The 17,206-nt window shown below is 74.9% G+C and carries 14 protein-coding genes and 1 pseudogene; 9 read left to right on the forward strand and 6 right to left on the reverse strand.

Going from position 1 to position 17,206, the window contains the following annotated elements; genetic code table 11:
• Positions 1–65 precede the first annotated feature (65 nt).
• Positions 66–1,871, reverse strand: a complete 1,806-nt coding sequence (locus tag GXW83_RS21680; RefSeq protein ID WP_225447162.1) for a glycoside hydrolase family 13 protein — start codon at positions 1,869–1,871, stop codon at positions 66–68.
• Positions 1,872–2,172: 301 nt separating this feature from the next.
• Between GXW83_RS21680 and GXW83_RS21685 the strand changes: the two genes are divergently transcribed.
• Together GXW83_RS21685 and GXW83_RS21690 are read left to right on the forward strand one after the other, a co-directional pair.
• The gene (locus tag GXW83_RS21685) at positions 2,173–2,676 is read left to right on the forward strand and encodes a PadR family transcriptional regulator (RefSeq protein WP_182444674.1); all 504 of its coding nucleotides are present in this window, start codon (positions 2,173–2,175) and stop codon (positions 2,674–2,676) included.
• Positions 2,677–2,827: 151 nt separating this feature from the next.
• A complete protein-coding gene (locus GXW83_RS21690; RefSeq protein ID WP_182444675.1) occupies positions 2,828–4,519 on the forward strand; it encodes a sigma-70 family RNA polymerase sigma factor in 1,692 nt (563 codons plus the stop codon).
• A 63-nt stretch (positions 4,520–4,582) separates the two neighbouring features.
• On the opposite strand, the gene GXW83_RS21695 is transcribed toward GXW83_RS21690, so the two are convergent.
• Complete coding sequence (locus tag GXW83_RS21695; RefSeq protein WP_182444676.1) at positions 4,583–5,011, reverse strand: DUF5997 family protein; 429 nt, start codon at positions 5,009–5,011, stop codon at positions 4,583–4,585.
• A gap of 171 nt (positions 5,012–5,182) precedes the next feature.
• Between GXW83_RS21695 and GXW83_RS21700 the strand changes: the two genes are divergently transcribed.
• Both GXW83_RS21700 and GXW83_RS21705 read left to right on the forward strand, forming a co-directional pair.
• Positions 5,183–5,902 (forward strand): LysR substrate-binding domain-containing protein, encoded by a 720-nt coding sequence (locus tag GXW83_RS21700; protein WP_370466747.1) that lies wholly within the window; start codon positions 5,183–5,185, stop codon positions 5,900–5,902.
• Between the two features lie 81 nt (positions 5,903–5,983).
• On the forward strand, positions 5,984–6,415 hold the full coding sequence (locus GXW83_RS21705; protein ID WP_182444677.1) for a GNAT family N-acetyltransferase: 432 nt from the start codon (positions 5,984–5,986) through the stop codon (positions 6,413–6,415).
• A gap of 123 nt (positions 6,416–6,538) precedes the next feature.
• On the opposite strand, the gene GXW83_RS21710 is transcribed toward GXW83_RS21705, so the two are convergent.
• Both GXW83_RS21710 and GXW83_RS21715 read right to left on the reverse strand, forming a co-directional pair.
• Complete coding sequence (locus GXW83_RS21710) at positions 6,539–7,459, reverse strand: hypothetical protein (protein WP_182444678.1); 921 nt, start codon at positions 7,457–7,459, stop codon at positions 6,539–6,541.
• Between the two features lie 73 nt (positions 7,460–7,532).
• Positions 7,533–9,293: a serine/threonine-protein kinase gene (locus GXW83_RS21715; RefSeq protein WP_182444679.1), complete on the reverse strand. Its 1,761-nt coding sequence runs from the start codon at positions 9,291–9,293 to the stop codon at positions 7,533–7,535.
• A gap of 168 nt (positions 9,294–9,461) precedes the next feature.
• Here GXW83_RS21715 and GXW83_RS21720 point away from each other — a divergent pair, with 168 nt between their 5' ends.
• On the forward strand, positions 9,462–10,445 hold the full coding sequence (locus GXW83_RS21720) for an aldo/keto reductase (RefSeq protein ID WP_182444680.1): 984 nt from the start codon (positions 9,462–9,464) through the stop codon (positions 10,443–10,445).
• 67 nt (positions 10,446–10,512) lie between these two features.
• Here the strand turns inward: GXW83_RS21720 and GXW83_RS21725 are convergent, their stop codons facing one another.
• Positions 10,513–11,769 (reverse strand): TDT family transporter, encoded by a 1,257-nt coding sequence (locus GXW83_RS21725; protein WP_182444681.1) that lies wholly within the window; start codon positions 11,767–11,769, stop codon positions 10,513–10,515.
• 233 nt (positions 11,770–12,002) lie between these two features.
• On the opposite strand from GXW83_RS21725, the gene argG reads away from it, so the two are divergent.
• Entirely contained in the window at positions 12,003–13,424 is a 1,422-nt protein-coding gene (argG, locus tag GXW83_RS21730) for an argininosuccinate synthase (protein ID WP_182444682.1), read from the forward strand.
• Between the two features lie 157 nt (positions 13,425–13,581).
• Entirely contained in the window at positions 13,582–14,058 is a 477-nt protein-coding gene (locus tag GXW83_RS21735; protein ID WP_182444683.1) for an anthrone oxygenase family protein, read from the forward strand.
• 27 nt (positions 14,059–14,085) lie between these two features.
• Here the strand turns inward: GXW83_RS21735 and GXW83_RS21740 are convergent, their stop codons facing one another.
• Positions 14,086–15,021: an SDR family oxidoreductase gene (locus tag GXW83_RS21740; RefSeq protein ID WP_182444684.1), complete on the reverse strand. Its 936-nt coding sequence runs from the start codon at positions 15,019–15,021 to the stop codon at positions 14,086–14,088.
• 78 nt (positions 15,022–15,099) lie between these two features.
• Between GXW83_RS21740 and GXW83_RS21745 the strand changes: the two are divergent.
• Positions 15,100–15,663: pseudogene (locus GXW83_RS21745) on the forward strand (TetR/AcrR family transcriptional regulator); the annotation flags it as partial.
• A 136-nt stretch (positions 15,664–15,799) separates the two neighbouring features.
• Positions 15,800–17,185 (forward strand): hypothetical protein, encoded by a 1,386-nt coding sequence (locus GXW83_RS21750; protein WP_182444686.1) that lies wholly within the window; start codon positions 15,800–15,802, stop codon positions 17,183–17,185.
• Positions 17,186–17,206: the final 21 nt, after the last annotated feature.

The raw sequence follows: 17,206 nt of genomic DNA on the forward strand, positions 1-17,206 counted from the left end.
GCCGGGAGGAGCACGCGCCGCTCACCGGCCGGGCCCGGAGCGGGTGGGCCGATCGGCTGCCGCCGTCAGGCGGGCGGGAGCGCCTCCGACGGCCCGGGGGTGCGCGGCGCCGGCACCAGCGGCGGCAGCGGCGCGAACGCGGCGGCGGCCCCGGCCGGGAGCGGCGCGGGCGCGTCGGCGGCGGCCTCGTCCATCCACCAGGCCGCGGTGTCGGCGGGCAGCACGCCGGGCGGGCAGGGGCCGCTGACCAGCAGCGGGTGCCCGTCGACCGGTGCGGGCACGGGCGTGTCGCCGAAGTTCACCGCGCACACCAGGCCGTCGCCGCGGACGAAGGCGAGCACTTGCGGCGGCGAGTCCAGCCAGCGCAGCGAGCCCTCGCCGAGCTGCGGCAGGGTCCGGCGCAGTTGCAGGGCGTCCCGGTAGAGGTTCCAGGACGACCAGGGGTCGGCCATCTGCCGTTCGGCGGTGAACGCCTGGAAGTGCTCCGGCTGCGGCAGCCAGGGGGCGCCGCCGGTCCCGGCCGGGGTGAAGCCGAACGGCGCCTCGGTGCCGCTCCAGGGCAGCGGCACCCGGCAGCCGTCGCGGATCCCGGTGCGGTTGCCGGTGCGCCGGAAGATCGGGTCGGTGATCAGCTCGTCCGGCAGGTCCACCTCGGGCAGGCCCAGCTCCTCGCCCTGGTAGACGTAGGCGGCGCCGGGCAGGGCCAGCATGAGCAGCGCGGCGGCGGCGGCCCTCGCCGTGCCCGAGAACGGGTCGGGCCCGGCGAAGCGGGTGGGGGTGCGGACCTGGTCGTGGTTGTTGAGCACCCAGGTGACGGTGGAGCCCGTCCCGGCGATGTCCCGCAGGCCGTCCTCGACCGCCCGGCGCATCCGGTCGCGGTCCCAGGGCGCGGTCAGCATGTGGAAGTAGAACGCCTGGTGCAGCTCGTCGGGGCGCAGGTAGGCGGCCTGGTCGGAGGCGGTGGGCACGGACACCTCGCCGACCAGCAGCCGGTCGCGGCCGTCCCGCGCGGTGTACTCGTCGGTGACGGCCCGCCAGGCGCGCCAGATCCCGTGCACCTCGGGCTGGTTCCAGGCGACCGGGTTGACCGAGTCCCGGGTGCGCTCGTCGGCTTCCGGGTCGGCCGCGTCGGGCAGGGCGGCGTCCTTGAACAGCCCGGCCGCGACGTCGATCCGGAAGCCGTCCACGCCCCGGTCCAGCCAGAACCGCAGGGTGGTCTCGAAGTCGGCGGCGACCTCGGGGTTGCGCCAGTTGAAGTCGGGCTGTTCGGGCGTGAACATGTGCAGGTACCACTGGCCCGGTCTGCCGTCGGCCTCGACCACCCGGCTCCAGGCCGGTCCGCCGAACATGGCCCGCCAGTTGTTGGGCGGCTCCGCACCGTCCGGGCCGCGCCCGTCGGCGAACATGAACCGGGCCCGCTCCGGGCCGCCGGGCGCTCCGGCCAGCGCCTGCCGGAACCACGGGTGCTCGCTGGAGGCGTGGTTGGGGACGACGTCGATGACCAGCTTCAGTCCCAGCCGACGGCAGTCGGCGACCAGCCGGTCGAAGTCCTCCAGGCTGCCGTAGACGCGGTCGACCGCCCGGAAGTCGCTGACGTCGTAGCCGTGGTCGTGCTGCGGCGAGGGGTAGACCGGGTTGAGCCAGATCCCGTCGACGCCGAGGCGCTTGAGGTACGGGAGCTGCCGGCGGACGCCGGGCAGATCGCCGATGCCGTCGCCGTCGGAGTCGCGGAAGCTGCGGACGTACACCTGGTAGATCACCGCGTCGCGCCACCAGGCCGCGGCCGGGCGGCCGTTGGTCGGGGCGGGGTGGGTCGCGGGTATCGGCCGGGCGAGTACGTCATGACCGCCGGAGAGCATGGTGGTCGTCATGGAGCGGTCCCTCACAGGGTGCCGAAGGGATGGGGCGGGCGGACCGGGAGGGCTGTCGCAGCTGCCGACAGCCGACCGCTGCGACCTACATACACGTCATGTATGCGGTCGAGCATGCGCCATAGTAAGCCCATGTGAAGCAGGTGTTTCAAGCAGTTCGACGCACCGTTGTCCAAACGGGCACTACATTCTTGTTAGGCATTTCCCTCAGCCACGTCCACGGCCCGCGCGCTGCCTGCACCCCCTCCGCGGTGGCGGCGCCTACTGTGTGAACGACCACGGGAGAGGAGGCGACCGCCAGGTGCGCCAGCAGCTGCTCGCGCTGCTCGCCGTGCAGCCGAGTTACGGCTACGAACTGAAGCTCGCCCTTGAACAGCTGTTCGGCGCGGCCTATCCCCAGCCGAACATCGGGCAGATCTACGTCACGCTGTCCAGGCTGGAGAAGTCCGGGCTGGTCAGCGTGCACGAGATCAGCCAGGAGGGCAAGCCCGACAAGAAGGTCTACGAGCTCACTGCAGCCGGACGCGAGGAGCTCACCGCCTGGCTCGGCAGCCCGAGCGAGGGGCCCCGGGTCCGGGACGAGTTCTTCATGAAGCTGGTGCTGGCCCCCGGAACCGGCCTGGCCGAGCGGCTCGACCTGATCAACACCCAGCGCCGGCACTGCCTTTCGGTCATCCGCGGGCTCAACCGGCTGGCCGCCGGCGAGCGCGGCAACAAGGTGTCGCTGCTGCTGATCGAGGGCGCGGTGCTGCACCTCCAGGCGGACCTCGACTGGCTGGAGCGCTGCCAGCAGGAACTGGGCTGACTCCCCCGGCGCCGGACGCCGGGCCCCGGGCCCCGGGCCCGCGAAGGAAACCCGGGCGAGTTTGTGTTATCCGCCACCCCGCTGTCGGATCTCCCATGGTGTGACGCACAATCCCAGGCATCAGGACACACCGACGGAGAGGGGCCACACGGTGCCCACTGAGGGCTCGACCGCGCTGGTGGAGGCCGCGCAGCACGGCGACCAGACCGCGCTGGACAGGCTGATCAGCTCGTACATGCCGCTGGTGTACAACATCGTGGGCCGGGCCCTGGCCGGGCATCCGGACACCGACGACGTGGTGCAGGAGACGTTCCTGCGGGTCGTGGACTGCCTGCCGGAGCTGCGCGACCCCTCGCGGTTCCGGCCCTGGGTGGTGGCGATCGCCATGAACCAGGTCCGCCGCCGCCGGCAGAGCCCGCGCAGCTTCGCCGGGCCGCTGGACGACTGCCCGCTGAGCGATCCCGGCGCCGACTTCGTGGACCTCACCATCATCCGGCTCGGGCTGTCCGAGCAGCGCCGCGAGGTGGTCGAGGCCACCCGCTGGCTGGACCCCAACCACCGGGAGCTGCTGGCGCTGTGGTGGCTGGAGGCGGCGGGCCAGCTGACCCGCGCCGACCTGGCCGAGGCACTGGAGCTGCACCCCGAGCACGCGGCGGTGGCGGTGCAGCGGATGAAGGCCCAGCTGGACACCGCGCGGGTGGTGGTCCGGGCGCTGGCCTCGGCGCCGCGCTGCCCGGAGCTGGCGGTGCTCACCTGCGACTGGGACGGGGTGCCGAGCGCGCTGTGGCGCAAGCGGATCGCCCGTCACGCCCGCGAGTGCGCCGGCTGCGGCTGCCTGCGCGACGGCATGGTGCCGGCGGAGGGCCTGCTGGCGGGCATGGCGCTGGTGCCGCTGCCGTCGCCGGGCCTGGCCGGGGTGCACGGCGCGGCCGTCACCGGCCCGCTCGGCGCGGTCCCTGCGGGCCGGGCGCCTTCGCGTCCGGCCGGTCAGCGCGGGCCCGGCTCGCACCGGGCCGGCGGGCACCGGGCCCGGGCCGGTGCGGCCGGCGGCCACCGCAAGGTGCGCTCACGCTGGCTGCTGCGGACCACGGTGATATCGGCGGGGGTCTCGGCCGCCGCGATAGCCGGCGTGCTGGCCACCGAACTGCCCGGCTCGCACCGGCAGCAGGCAGCGCTGACACAGGTCCAGGTCGCCGTCGCCTCCGGCGGCCCGACGAGCCTGGGCGCCGCGCCCTCCCCCTCGGCCTCGGCCACGCCGAGGGCGGAGGCCACCACCGCCCGTGCCCGGCCGTCGGCCCCGGCCAGCACCGCCCGCCGGACCAGCCCGGCCGCCGCGCCGACCGGCGGCGGATCCGCTCCGGCGCCGTCCTCCGCGCCGTCCTCGCCCTCGGCGCACCCGTCGCCCCCGGCGGTGTCCACCTCCCAGTCGGCGGCGCAGCAGGTGCTGGCGCTGATCAACAGCGCCCGCGCGGCGCAGGGGCTCCCGGCGCTGACCGAGACCCCGGGCCTGGAGGCCAGCGCCGCGCAGCACGACAACACCATGGCGGACGGCTGCGGCCTGTCGCACCAGTGCCCCGGCGAGCCCGCCCTGGGCGCGCGGGAGAGCGCGCAGGGCGTCCAGTGGACGTCGGCGGGCGAGAACATAGGCGAGGGCGGGCCGGTGAACTCGTCCTCGGCGGAGGCGTCGATGGCGGTCGGACTGACCCAGGGCATGCTGGACGAGAAGCCGCCCAACGACGGCCACCGGCTGAACATCCTCAGCAGCAGCTTCACCCACATCGGGATATCCGTGATCCGCGACAGCTCCGGCACGGTCTGGCTCACCCAGGACTTCTCCGACTGAGCGCGGACGGGCCCCGGAGGCGTCGCCGAGGGCGAGCGTCCGGGGCCCGTGGGTCTCAGCGGGTCAGCGGCCCGGGTGACCGGCCTCGCCGCGCTCGCGCTGCTTGGCCGCGTCCTGCTTCTGCTTCTCCTTGATCCGCACCGCCTCCTTGCGGACCTCCGCCTGGGTGGCGCGCTCATGCTGCAGCCAGAGCGGGTTCTCGGCCTTCAGCGCGTCGATCTGCTCGGTGGTGAGCGCCTCGGAGACACCGCCCCGGGCGAGCCCGGAGATGGACACGCCGAGCTTCTCGGCGACCACCGGACGCGGGTGCGGGCCGTTGCGCCGCAGCTCCAGGAGCCACTCGGGCGGGCTGAGCCGCAGGGCGTTGAGTTCGTCGCGGGAGACGACACCCTCCTGGAATTGCGCAGGAGTGGCCTGGAGGTGGATGCCCAGCTTCTTGGCCGCCGTGGCGGGCTTCATCGTCTGGGGGGTCTTCGGTTTGGGCGTCGTCATGACGTCAAGGGTAGCCACCTGCGGCGCCGTCCCTGATCACGGCCGGTAGCCTGGCTGCGTGACAGACATCCAGACGCCCCCCTCGTTCCGGCTCGCGTTCGTTCCCGGGGTGACCCCTCCAAGTGGGTCGGCGTCTGGAAGGAGCGGCTGCCGGACGTCCCGCTGGCCCTGGTGCCGCTGCCCGCCGCCGAGGGGGCCCGGCTGCTGCGGGAGGGCGGCGCGGACGTCGGCCTGGTGCGGCTCCCGGTGGACCGGACCGTGCTGAGCGCCATCCCGCTGTACACCGAGACCACGGTGGTGGTGCTGCCCAAGGAGCACCCGGTGGCCGAGGCCGCGGAGACGACGCTGGCGGATCTGGCCGCCGAGATCGTGCTGCACCCGCTGGACGACGTCCTGGAGTGGGAGAGCCTGCCGGGGCTGCCCGCGAAGGAACGCCCGGCCACCACGGCGGACGCCGTCGAGCTGGCGGCCGCCGGGATCGGGGTGCTGGTCGTCCCGCAGTCGCTGGCCCGGCTGCACCACCGGCGGGACCTGGTCTACCGCCCGGTGGTGGACGCGCCCCAGTCGCAGGTCGCGCTGGCCTGGCCGGAGGAGCACACGACCGACCTGGTGGAGGAGTTCATCGGGATCGTCCGCGGCCGCACCGTCAACAGCACCCGGGGCCGGACCGAGGCCGCCGCCCAGGCGAAGCAGCCGAAGCAGGCGAAGCAGCGCGACGGGGGCGGTCGGGGCCAGGCGGGCGGCCGACCGCAGAAGGGCGCGGCGGCGGGCCGGGGTGGCGGCGGCAGGCCGCGCGGCAGCGGCAGCGGCAGCGGCAGCGGTTCCGGTGGCGGCGGCGGCAAGCCCAAGGCCGGGGCGCCCAAGCCCGGCAAGCGCAAGCGCCGCTCCTAGGGCCGCCCGGACGGGGCCTCCCCGGCCCCAGGCGCGGATATCCGCTGGCACGCGGGTGGCCGGGGCTGCTTGGATCCGGCCATGACCAGTGACCTCCCGGACGGCTACGAGATCTCCACCGACCCCGCGCGCCTGGACGCCGCACTCGTCCACCGGTGGCTGTCGCAGGACGCCTACTGGGCGCTCGGCCGCTCCCGCGAGAAGCAGGACCAGGCCATCGCCGGGTCGCTCAACTTCGGTGTCTACCACCGCGCTTCGGGCGCGCAGACCGGCTACGCCCGGGTGGTCACCGACCGGGCCACCTTCGCCTGGCTGTGCGACGTCTACATCGCCCCCGCCGCCCGCGGTCGGGGCCTGGGCACCGCCCTGGCCGCCGCCGTCCGCGACCACCTCGCGCCGTACGGGCTGCGCCGGATCATGCTGGCCACCGCCGACGCCCACCGGGTCTACGCCCGGGCGGGCTTCGCCCCACTGGCCGAGCCGGAGCGCTGGATGGTCCTGGGCACCCCGTGACACCGGGCGGCGCCTGCCCCGCACACCCGGCCCGCATCGTCCCGAAAACGTCCCTTTCCGTGTGATCGGCGGCCCTGGAGGAAAGGATGTGTCCGAGCCAGGGGGCACGCCCGGTCTGCCGGGTCAGTGGCAGGCGTAGCTGAAGGCTGCGGACGCCGTGGCGCCGCCCGGAGCGGTGATGTCGAGGGTGGCGGTGCCGTGGAAGTCCCCGTGGCCCTGGACGGTCCAGCGGAGCGGCAGTTGCACCTGGCGGTCGCCGGTGGACAGGCTCGCCGTCAGCGGACCGCTGTCGGTGCCGTCGCTGCGCACCCAGTGGTAACGCAGGGTGCCGCGGCGTCCGTTGGTGCGGACCGTGGCCGTGAGCTGCTCGGTACCGCCGCAGGAAAGCGCCGCCGGGGTCGCCGTCACCGAGACGGAGGCCACCGACAGCGGCGGCCCGACCCGCTGCCAGAGCAGGTACCCGGCCACCGCCAGCAGCACCAGCAGCACCGGCAGCAACCGGACCCAGCGGCGGCGGCCGGGCGCGGCGGGCGGAGGCGCCTGCGGCCCGGGCGCGGTGCCCTGCCAGACGGCGATGGTGTGCGCGGTCCCGGGGTCCGGCACCCCGGGCCCGAACCGCAGCACGCCTGCGGCGCCGGCGGCGACGGCCGGGCCGGTCAGGTCGGCGACGGGGACGGGTGCCGTGTCGGGTTCGGGTTCGGGTTCGGGTTCGCGCAGCGTGGGCTGCTCGGCCGGGAGCGCGACGGTCGGGAACGCCAGGGTCGGGTTCGGGCCCAACTGGACGGTCCCCTGGTCCCGTTGGGCTGCCTCCGGTCGGCGGGCCGGGCCGGTCGGCGGCAGGGCTGTCGACGACCGGGGATCGACGGCCGCCGCACCCTGCTTGCCCAGCCGCACCGTCCCGACACCCGCCCCCGGCCGCGCGTCCTGCGGCGGCGCTTCCTGAAGAACAACCTCCTGCGGTACGGCGTCCTGCGGCGGGCGGCGCAGGTGCACGGTGCCGCCGTCGGCGGGGGCCGGCTGCCGGGCCTCGTCCTCGTGGCTCATCTGGTCGACTTCTCTCTGGTTCCGGCAGGCGTTGCGGCAGGTACAGGGGGCGCGGGAGCGGCGGACGGGCCGGTCAACCGAGGATGCACGGCGCGCCGAGCGTGATCGGCGTGGTGCCCAGCAGGTACTGCCCGGCCGGCGCGGGGCTCTGCGTCTCCACCTCGTAGTAGCCGTACGGGCAGGTCGGCGTGATGGTCACGTCAGTGAAGCCGTCGGCGCGCAGCGCCTCCGCGGCCCTGGTCGGGTCGGCGCCGCGCTCGTCCGGGTACGCGTAGCAGTCGCTCGCCATCGCCGACAGGCTGATCCTGGTGCCGGCCACCACCCGGCTGCCGCCCCCGGGGTTCTGCGCGAACACGCCGCCGGGCCCGGTGCAGGCGGTGGCGTTCACCGAGATGGTGTCCCTCGGGAATCCGGCGTCGTACAGCAGCCGCTCGGCCAGGCCGACGGAGTCGTTCAGCACCGAGGGCACGGTGAGGTACGTCGGCGGCGGGGTGCTGCTCGGCGGGGCCGAGGGCGTCACGGTCGGCGTCACGCTGCTGGTCGGTGTCGCGCTGCTGCCCGCGCTGCTGGAGGCGCTCGCCGAGACCGAGGCGGAGGTCGACGCGGACGCCGAGGCCGACGCCGAAGCGGACGCGGACGCGGACGCCGAGGCCGACGCCGAAGCCGACGCCGAACCGGAGGGCGTCGCCGGGTCGCTCGCACCCCCGGCCGACGGCGTCGCCGAGAGCGAGGTGACGGCCTGCGGCGCCGCGCCGCCGGTGACCAGGGTGTGCCCGCTGCTGCCGGAGCCCGCGACAGCCACCCCGCCCAGCGCGCCCAGCAGCACCAGGCCGCCGACGCCCACCAGCACCACCTTGCGTGGCAGGCTCCGCAGCCGTACGCGCGGCCCGGTCGGCGGCCCGGCGGGCGGCGACGGCGGGCCCAGCTCGGTAGTGGCCACGGCGGTGTCGGCCGTGGGTGTGCCGCCCCCGGCGGAGGGGAACAGCAGCGGCAGCAGCAGTGCCAGCGCGGCCAGGTCACGGCGTCCCCGGGTCTCCCACTCGGGCCCGTACGCCGCCCCGGCCACCGCCTCCAGCTCGGCGACGAACGCCTCGGCGCTGTCCGGCCGCTCCCCGGCCTCCTTGGCCAGCCCGCGCAGGATCAGCGGCCGGACACTGTCCGGGGTGTCCTCGACCGGGATGGGCGCGGTGGTGTGCTGCACCAGCAGTTCGGCGAAGGTCGTGCCCGGGAAGGGGCGCGAGCCGGTGAGGCACTCGTAGAAGGTGGCCGTGGCCGCGTAGACGTCGGCGGCGGGCGAGGCCGGGGCGCCGGTCCACTGCTCGGGGGCCATGTACGGCGGCGTCCCGGCGATGCCGCCCTCCTCGCCCCGGTGCACGGCGATGCCGAAGTCCACCAGCTTGGACGAGCCGTCCGCCGCGACCAGGACGTTCTCCGGCTTGTAGTCGCGGTGGACCACGCCCAGCCGGTGCGCCGCCGCCAGCCCCAGCAGCGAGCCCTTGAGGACCACCAGCGCCGCCTCCGGACCGGTCGCGCCGGCCTGCCGCAGCAGGGCGCGCAGCGCGATCCCGTCGACCAGCTCCATCACGATGGCCGCGCCCGCCGGACCCTCGACGTACTCGTACAGGCGCACCACGTGCCCCGAGTCCAAGTCGCCCAGCAGCCGCGCCTCCGCCCGGAAGTCCGTCAGGAACTCGGCGTCGGCGTGCAGTTCCTCGCTCAGGTACTTGACCGCGACCGGCGTCCCCGTCGCCTCGTGCAGCGCCAGCACGACACGCCCGCTGGCACCCGACCCCAATTCCCGGATATGCGTGTATCCGGAGACCGTCCATTCCATGGCACATCCCCCCGTATCGAGAGGACGGTAGCGCGTGAGCTGTCTCGGCGCTGTCTCCATCGGGTCACAGTTGGCACCGGTCCGCGGCGGCTCCGGCGCCGGGGCACGACGTAGACTCGGGCCTCCCCGTGCGAAGGGGGTCGGCCGGATCGTGAAGGGTTCTGTTACGTGTCGCTGGAACGCCTGCAGGCCGGCGGCCTGGGTGCTGTGCGGTTCGGGCTGGGGCTGGCCGCGGTGGCGCGTCCCGGCTACATCACGCTGGGGCGGGGCGAGGACCTGCCCGCCGAGCGGACGGTCGAGGCGCTGCGCGAGCGCACGCACCAACTGCTGGACGCCGCCTGGGCGCAGGGCGTGCGGTACTTCGACGTCGCGCGTTCGTACGGCCGCGCCGAGGAGTTCCTGGCCTCGTGGCTGCGCGAACGCCCCGGGGCCGGGGACGCGGTGGTGGGCAGCAAGTGGGGGTACACCTACACGGCCGGGTGGCGGACCGACGCCGAGGTGCACGAGGTCAAGGACCACAGCGCGGGCACCTTCGACCGCCAGTGGGCGGAGACCCGCGCGCTGCTCGGCTCCCGGCTCGACGCGTACCAGATCCACTCGCTCACCCCGGACAGCCCGGCGCTGACCGACACCGCCCTGCACCGGCGGCTGGCGGGGCTCGCGGACGAGGGTGTCACGGTCGGCTTCTCGTCCAGCGGGCCCGCGCAGGCGGAGGCGATCCGCGCCGCGCTGGCGGTCACCGTGGACGGCGCGCCGCTGTTCCGGAGCGTGCAGGCGACGTACAACCTGCTGGAGCCGTCCGCCGGTCCGGCGCTGGCCGAGGCCCACGCGGCGGGGTGCACGGTGATCGTCAAGGAGGGGATGGCCAACGGCCGGCTGGCCGGGCGCAACGCCACCGGCCCGGACACCGCCGCCCTGCGCGAGACGGCGGCCGCGCTCGGGGCGTCCTGCGACGCCGTGGCGCTGGCCTCGGTGGCGGCCCGGCCGTGGGCGGACGTGGTCCTGTCGGGCGCGGCCGACGTCGGGCAGTTGGACAGCAACCTCGGTGCGGCGGAGCTGCGCCTGGGCCCCGGCGAGCTGGACCGGCTGGCCGTACTGGCGGAGACCGCCGAGGACTACTGGGCGTACCGCTCCCGACTGCCCTGGACGTAGCGCCCGGCGCGGGCGGGCCGGGCGGCTACGGGCCGGGCGGCTTCAGGCCAGGCGGGGCCCTGGTCGGTCAGCGGCGGGCGGCTGCGGCCCCGTCGAGGGCCTGCTGCTGGTCAGCGGGGAGGAACAGCCGTCCGCGCAGGCTGCCGTGGGCGGTGCGGGCGGCCACCAGCAGCCAGGCCAGGACCAGTCCGGCGTACAGGACGGCAGCGGCGATCCGGAACATCTCTGCGCCGGTGTGCAGGGCGAGCCCGCTGGTGCCGGTGACCACCGTGCCGACCGGGAAGGTGAACGACCACCAGGTGAGCGAGAACGGCAGCCCGGCGCGGGCGGTGCGCAGCGTGATCGCGGCGGCCAGGCAGGCCCACAGCAGCGCGAAGCCCCAGACCGGTACGCCGTAGACGACGCCGAACGCCTGCAGCGCGGTCGAGTACGGCGCGGGCAGGGCCAGGTGGGCGACGCCGCCCAGCAGGTTGGCGGCGGTGACCGACTGGCCGAGCGGGCCGAGGACGATCCACAGGGTCGGCACCATGCGGGCCGGGCCGGTCCCGTGCAGGGCGAGCCGCTGCCAGACCAGGGTGATGACGACGACGGACGCCAGCAGGCTGAGCCCGAACATGGCGTAGCAGCAGAGCAGCAGGCTCAACCGGGCCTGCCCGGCCGGGGCGTGGGGGATCAGCAGGGCGCCGGTGGAGGCGGAGACCATGGGCGGGACGACCGGCATCAGCCAGCCGCCGAAGGCGCTGTCGGGGCGCAGGTCATGGCGGGTGAAGGCGAGGTAGGGCACGGCGACGGCGCACAGCAGCCCGGTGGCGGTACCGGCGAACCACAGCACCCAGTCGACGTCGACGGCCGCACGCAGGCCGATGACGTCGCGGCCGAGGAGCAGGGCGCCCGCGCCCACGGTGAGCATCGCCATCGGCGGGGCCCCGTAGAAGTGGGCCATGACCGGGTCGGAGGCATGGCCGCGCGCGGTGGCGCGGTGGCGGATCCAGTGCACGGCGGTGGCGGCGGTCAGGGCCACCAGCAGGAACGCCGCCAGGCCCCACACCGCGGTGGCCGCCGCCCGCAGCCCGGGGAACTGCACGGGCAGGGAGGCCGCCGCCACGGCGACGATGCCGGTGCCCATCACCGAGGCGTACCAGTTGGGGGTGAGGGCGGCGAACACCTGGCCGGGCTGCTGCAGATCCCGCAGCAGACCCCGGCCCGCCTGCGCGGGGGCGGCCGGGGCAGCGGCCGCCGGGGCAGGGGCCGAGGCAGGGACGGTGGCGGGCTTCGGCTCGGGCAGGAGGGCGGGGCGGGGGGCGGTGCGCAGTGTGTGGGGCATGACTCCACCCTGCGCGCCCGCGGCGCACGGCTGTAGGGGGTGCCGCCTTGCATGGGCACAAGGCGCCCTTGTACCCGCGCCCCGCCGGGCGGAGCGGTCCGGGATCGGATCACGCGCGGCGCGGCCCGCCCGGCGGCCGGGGCCGACACCGCTCCCCCGGTGCTCCGACAGGCCGAAACCGGCCCGTGGACAACGCCGGGGTGTACCCCGGTTTCGCCGCTACCATGCAGACCATGTCGAAGGTCTTGAAAGAACTTCCGGTCGGCGAGCGCATCGGGATCGCGTTCTCCGGCGGTCTGGACACATCGGTCGCGGTCGCCTGGATGCGCGAGGGCGGCGCCGTGCCCTACGCCTACACGGCCGACATCGGCCAGTACGACGAGCCGGACCTGTCCGACGTGCCCAAGCGCGGCCTCGCGTACGGCGCGGAGAAGGCGCGGCTGGTGGACTGCCGCGAGGCCCTGGTCGAGGAGGGCCTGGCGGCGCTGGCCTGCGGCGCGTTCCACATCCGCTCGGCCGGGCAGGTCTACTTCAACACCACCCCGCTGGGCCGCGCGGTGGTCGGCACCCTGCTGGTGCGGGCGATGCAGGAGGACGGCGTCTCCATCTGGGGCGACGGCTCCACCTACAAGGGCAACGACATCGAGCGGTTCTACCGCTACGGCCTGCTGGCCAATCCCGACCTGCGGATCTACAAGCCCTGGCTGGACCAGGCGTTCGTGGCCGAGCTGGGCGGGCGGCACGAGATGTCGCAGTGGCTGGCCGGGCGCGATCTGCCCTACCGCGACTCCGCCGAGAAGGCGTACTCCACGGACGCCAACATCTGGGGGGCGACGCACGAGGCCAAGCGGCTGGAGTACCTGGACACCTCGCTGGAGATCGTCTCCCCGATCATGGGCGTCGCCTTCTGGGATCCGCAGGTCGACATCCCGGCGGAGGACGTCACGGTCGAGTTCGAGCAGGGCCGCCCGGTGCGGATCAACGGGCGCAGCTTCGCCTCCCCGGTCGAACTCGTGCACGAGGCCAACCTCGTCGGCGGGCGGCACGGGCTCGGCATGTCCGACCAGATCGAGAACCGCATCATCGAGGCCAAGAGCCGCGGCGTCTACGAGGCCCCGGGCATGGCGCTGCTGCACGTGGCGTACGAGCGGCTGCTCAACGCCATCCACAACGAGGACACCGTCGCCATGTACCACACCGACGGCCGCCGGCTCGGACGCCTGCTGTACGAGGGGCGCTGGTTCGACCCGCAGGCGCTGATGCTCCGTGAGGGTCTGCAGCGGTGGGTGGGCTTCCCGGTCACCGGCAGCGTCACGGTGCGGCTGCGCCGGGGCCAGGACTACTCGGTGATCGACACCCAGGGCCCGCACCTGAGCTACCACCCGGAGAAGCTCTCCATGGAGCGCAGCCAGAACGCGGCGTTCGTCCCGGAGGACCGCATCGGCCAGCTGACCATGCGCAACCTGGACATCGCGGACTCCCGCAGCAAGCTGGAGCAGTACGCGGCCCACGGCCGGCTCGCGGCCTGGGGCGGGCTGATCGGCGAGCTGCCCCCGGGCGGCGCCGAGGCCATCGCCGACAACGGCGCGCAGGAGGTCGAGGGCGTCGACACCGACGCGTTGGACCAGGCGGCGATCGAGTCCGGCACGGACTGACACCGCCGGGGCGCCGAGCCCCGTCACCACCGCGTTCCCGGGCCGCGGCACCAGCAGGTGCCGCGGCCCGGCGGCGTCCGCGCACCGGACGGCCGGGCGGCAGCCGACCGCCCGCCCCGATTATTTCTGCTACGGTAAATTTCTAGTAGCAGTACATATGACGGGAAGGCATGCCGTGCGCGCTCTGGAGTTGCTCAATCTGTTCTTCGCCGGGCTGCTGGCCGGTGCGGAGTTCGCGGTCCGCTTCGGCCTCCGCCCGGCCATCGGCATCCTGGAGCAGCAGCCGTCGATCGTGCTGCGCCAGGCCCTGATCCGCTCGCTGCGGCTGGTCGTGCCCTCGGTCTACCTGCCGACGGCGCTGACCGGGGCCGCCGTCACGGTGTGGAACGGCGGCGGCAGCGGCTTCGCCGCCCAGTGCGCGGCGATGGCCGCCGTACTGGTGTGGACACTGGCCACCTTCACCGGCACCGTGCCGATCAACTCGGCCATCCTGGACGGCTGGCAGGCCGACGCGCCGCCCGCGGACTGGCGGGCGACCCTGCGCAGCTGGGAGCGGCTGGACACCTTGCGCACCGCGGCGGCGGTCGCGGCGCTCGCACTGTTCCTCACCGCCGTGGGGCTCCAGTCGGCCTGACGGTCGCGGCCGGATGCTGCGGCGCGGTCAGACCGTCCGGGCGTCGGTGACGTAGTGGCCCTGGTCGAGGTCGTCCAGCAGGCCGGGGCCGGTCGGCTTCCAGTCGAGCAGCGCGCGGGTGGCCTCGCTCGAGGCCGGGCTGTCGATCCCGAGGAAGGCCCCGACCCAGCCGAAGTGCTCGACCGCCTGCTCGGGCGGGACGGCCACCACGGGCAGGCCGAGGTGGCGTCCGATCACCTCGGCGACGTCGCGCAGCGGCACGCCCTGGTCGTCGACGGCGTGCAGGGCGGAGCCGGCCGGGGCGCTCTCCAGCGCCAGCCGGAACAGCCGTGCGGCGTCGGACCGGTGCACCGCGGGCCAGCGGTTGGAGCCGTCGCCGACGTGGCCGGAGGCGCCCCGCTCGCGGGCGGCGGCGACCACGGCCGCCATGAAGCCGTTGTCCCCGTCGCCGTGGACGGTCGGCGGGAGCCGCAGCACGGACGAGCGGATGCCCTGGGAAGCCAGGCCGAGCACCAGCCGCGCGGTGGCCTTCCGGATCTCCAGGCCGGATTCGGCCGAGGAGCCGGCGTCCGCAGTGAGGCCGTCGGCCTCGGTGGCGACCCGCCCGGGCGCCAGCCCCAGCAGGCCGGAGGCGAGGACGAACGGCCGGTCCGATCCGGCCAGCGCCTCGCCGAAGGTCTCGACGGCGCGGCGGTCGGCGCCGGCGGCGCCCTGGAAGTCGCCGGAGAAGGCGAGCTCGTGCTTGAAGGCGAGGTGGATCACGCCGTCCGACCCGGCCGCCGCCTGCCGCAGCAGGTCGAGGTCGTCCAGGGAGCCGTGCAGCGCCTCGGCCCCGGCCGCGGTGAGCGCGGCGGCCGAGGCGTCCGAGCGGGCCAGCCCGACGACCTGGTGGCCCGCGCCGATCAGTTCGGGGACGAGGGCGGAGCCGATCCAGCCGGACGCACCGGTAACAAAAACACGCATGGGAAGAACCTCCGATGTCAGTTGCTGTCATCAGCGTACGCCTCGATGTCAGCTGCTGTCATCACGTACCATCAGGGCATGGGTCGATGGGAGCCGGACGCGCGCGGCAGGCTGGAGCAGGCGGCAATGGAGCTCTATGTCGAGCACGGGTACGAGCAGACGACGGTGGCGGGCATCGCCCGGCGCGCCGGGCTCACCGAGCGCACCTTCTTCCGGCACTACGCCGACAAGCGCGAGGTGCTGTTCTCCGGGGCGGCCCAGCTGCAGCAGTTCTTCGTGGACGCCGTCGCCGCCGCGCCGACCGGGACGGCGCCGATCGACGCCATGGCCGGGGCCCTGGACGCCGTGGGCGCGCTGTTCGAGGGCAAGCGCGAGCACGCCCGGCAGCGGCAGGTCGTCATCGCCGCCAACTCGGAGCTCCAAGAGCGCGAGCTGATCAAATTCGCCTCCCTGTCCGCCGCGTTGGCGGAGGCGCTGCGGCAGCGCGGGGTCGCCGAACCGGCCGCCGGGCTGACCGCCGAGGCCGGGATCGCGGTCTTCAAGATCGGCTTCAGGCGCTGGATCACGGAGGCCGAACCGCCGGAGCTGACCCGGGTCCTGCGGGAGGCGCTGGACGAGCTCAAGGCCGCCACCGCGGGCGGAACCGGCGGCCCGGCCGACCCCGGCAGCGGCAACCCTGCCCGAAAGCTTGGCCGTTCGGCCCCTGCCGACCGGCCGGTGCCCGGGCTGAACTGGTAATCTCCGGACGGTGGCAGAGAAGTCGGGGGGTGGATGAGGCGTGTCCTTTTACGGTGTGCTGGCCGGTGCGACGCTGCTGTTCTGCCCCGAGCACGGCCCGAGCCGGGCGCTGACGCGGCTCGCGGAGTCGCTCCCGGGCGAGCCCGGCCGCTTCGTCGTGGTCGCCGACGCCCCCAACGAGCGCGACGCCCAGGCGTTCTGGTCCCAACTCGCCGATCTGCTCCAGGGAAAGGGCCCGGTGCGGCTGGTCATCCCCGGGGCCGGCAGCGGGCACCCGCTGCCCCGGGCCGAGTGGCTGGCGGGACGGCTCCTCACCGAGGTGGTGGCGCCGGACGGCTTCATCGCCCCTGCCAACGGCGGCCGTTCGGTCTTCGTCGTCCGCGACAGCCGCACCGACGGCCAGACCGGGGCCTGGCTGTCCTTCCGGGCCGGCACCGAGCCGGTGCCCGGCGGCCCGCGCTACCCGGCCCCGCGCTGGGAGGAGCACCTGCCTTCCCGCCGCTGGTTCACCGGGCCGGTCGGCATGGCCGAACCCATCCCGGCCGGACTGTGGATCCACCGCCGCGCCGCCGAGTCGCTCACCGGCCAGTGGCTGGCCAAGCCGCTGTTCGACCTGCCCACCCTGCCCGAGACGCTGACCGTCGTCCTCGGCGCGCCCGGCGAACCCTGGCTGCCGGAGCGGGAGTTCCGCGAGCTGCTGCACCGGCTGCCGTGGCTGGACTTCGCCCCCGCGGTGCGGCTGGTCTCCTACAGCCCGGCGTCCGAGATACCGCTCGGGCAGTTGCTGGCCGACCGGCTCGGCCGACGCGTGGTCATCACCAGCGGGCTGCCCTCGCAGCCGCCCGGCGACACCAACGCCGTCGTGCTGCACGACCCGACCGGCCGCCCGGCCTGGAAGCCGTTCGCCACCGAGATGGCCTACTGGCCCTGGCCGGCGGGCACCGGCCCGGAGCCGGAGGTGGTGTCCTTCCGGGAGCCCTTCCCCGGGCTGACCCCGGTCGGCGACCAGCCGGGCGTGTTCGAGTTCGGCGGCGGGCTGCTGCTGGAGGTCGTGCAGAGCGGCCTGTGGCTGCGCGCCGCGCACCAGACGCCCGACGCCACCGTGCGCGGGCTGCCCCCGCAGACCAACCGGATGCGGCTGACCGTGGGCGTCCCCGGCCAGGCGACCCCGGACGAGCTGGTCCGCACCGCGGCCCTGCTGGCGCGCCAACTCGACGCCGAGACACAGCCGTTCGTCCACCTGGCGATACAGCGCTCGCCCGGCTCCGGCCGCGCGCTGGACTCCGGCCCGCACCGGTACCAGCTCTCCACCCGCCCGGTCACCGCCGTCTCCGGGGCGCCCGGCCCGGCCGCGATAGGCCCGGCGCCGCAGTCCCCGGCCGTCACCCCTCCGGTCACGCCCGGCGACGCCAAGACGTCCGGCTAGGCAGCGCGGGCGCGGGGCGCC

The sequence above is a fragment of the Streptacidiphilus sp. PB12-B1b genome (assembly GCF_014084125.1).
Classification (GTDB): domain Bacteria; phylum Actinomycetota; class Actinomycetes; order Streptomycetales; family Streptomycetaceae; genus Streptacidiphilus.

Bases quoted from the DNA above. Each gene is read 5' to 3' on its own strand.
- GXW83_RS21680 (WP_225447162.1), bottom strand. From the start codon at position 1,871: ATGACGACCACCATGCTCTCCGGCGGTCATGACGTACTCGCCCGGCCG.
- GXW83_RS21695 (WP_182444676.1), bottom strand. From the start codon at position 5,011: ATGACGACGCCCAAACCGAAGACCCCCCAGACGATGAAGCCCGCCACG.
- GXW83_RS21705 (WP_182444677.1), top strand. From the start codon at position 5,984: ATGACCAGTGACCTCCCGGACGGCTACGAGATCTCCACCGACCCCGCG.
- GXW83_RS21710 (WP_182444678.1), bottom strand. From the start codon at position 7,459: ATGAGCCACGAGGACGAGGCCCGGCAGCCGGCCCCCGCCGACGGCGGC.
- GXW83_RS21715 (WP_182444679.1), bottom strand. From the start codon at position 9,293: ATGGAATGGACGGTCTCCGGATACACGCATATCCGGGAATTGGGGTCG.
- GXW83_RS21725 (WP_182444681.1), bottom strand. From the start codon at position 11,769: ATGCCCCACACACTGCGCACCGCCCCCCGCCCCGCCCTCCTGCCCGAG.
- argG (WP_182444682.1), top strand. From the start codon at position 12,003: ATGTCGAAGGTCTTGAAAGAACTTCCGGTCGGCGAGCGCATCGGGATC.
- GXW83_RS21735 (WP_182444683.1), top strand. From the start codon at position 13,582: ATGACGGGAAGGCATGCCGTGCGCGCTCTGGAGTTGCTCAATCTGTTC.
- GXW83_RS21740 (WP_182444684.1), bottom strand. From the start codon at position 15,021: ATGCGTGTTTTTGTTACCGGTGCGTCCGGCTGGATCGGCTCCGCCCTC.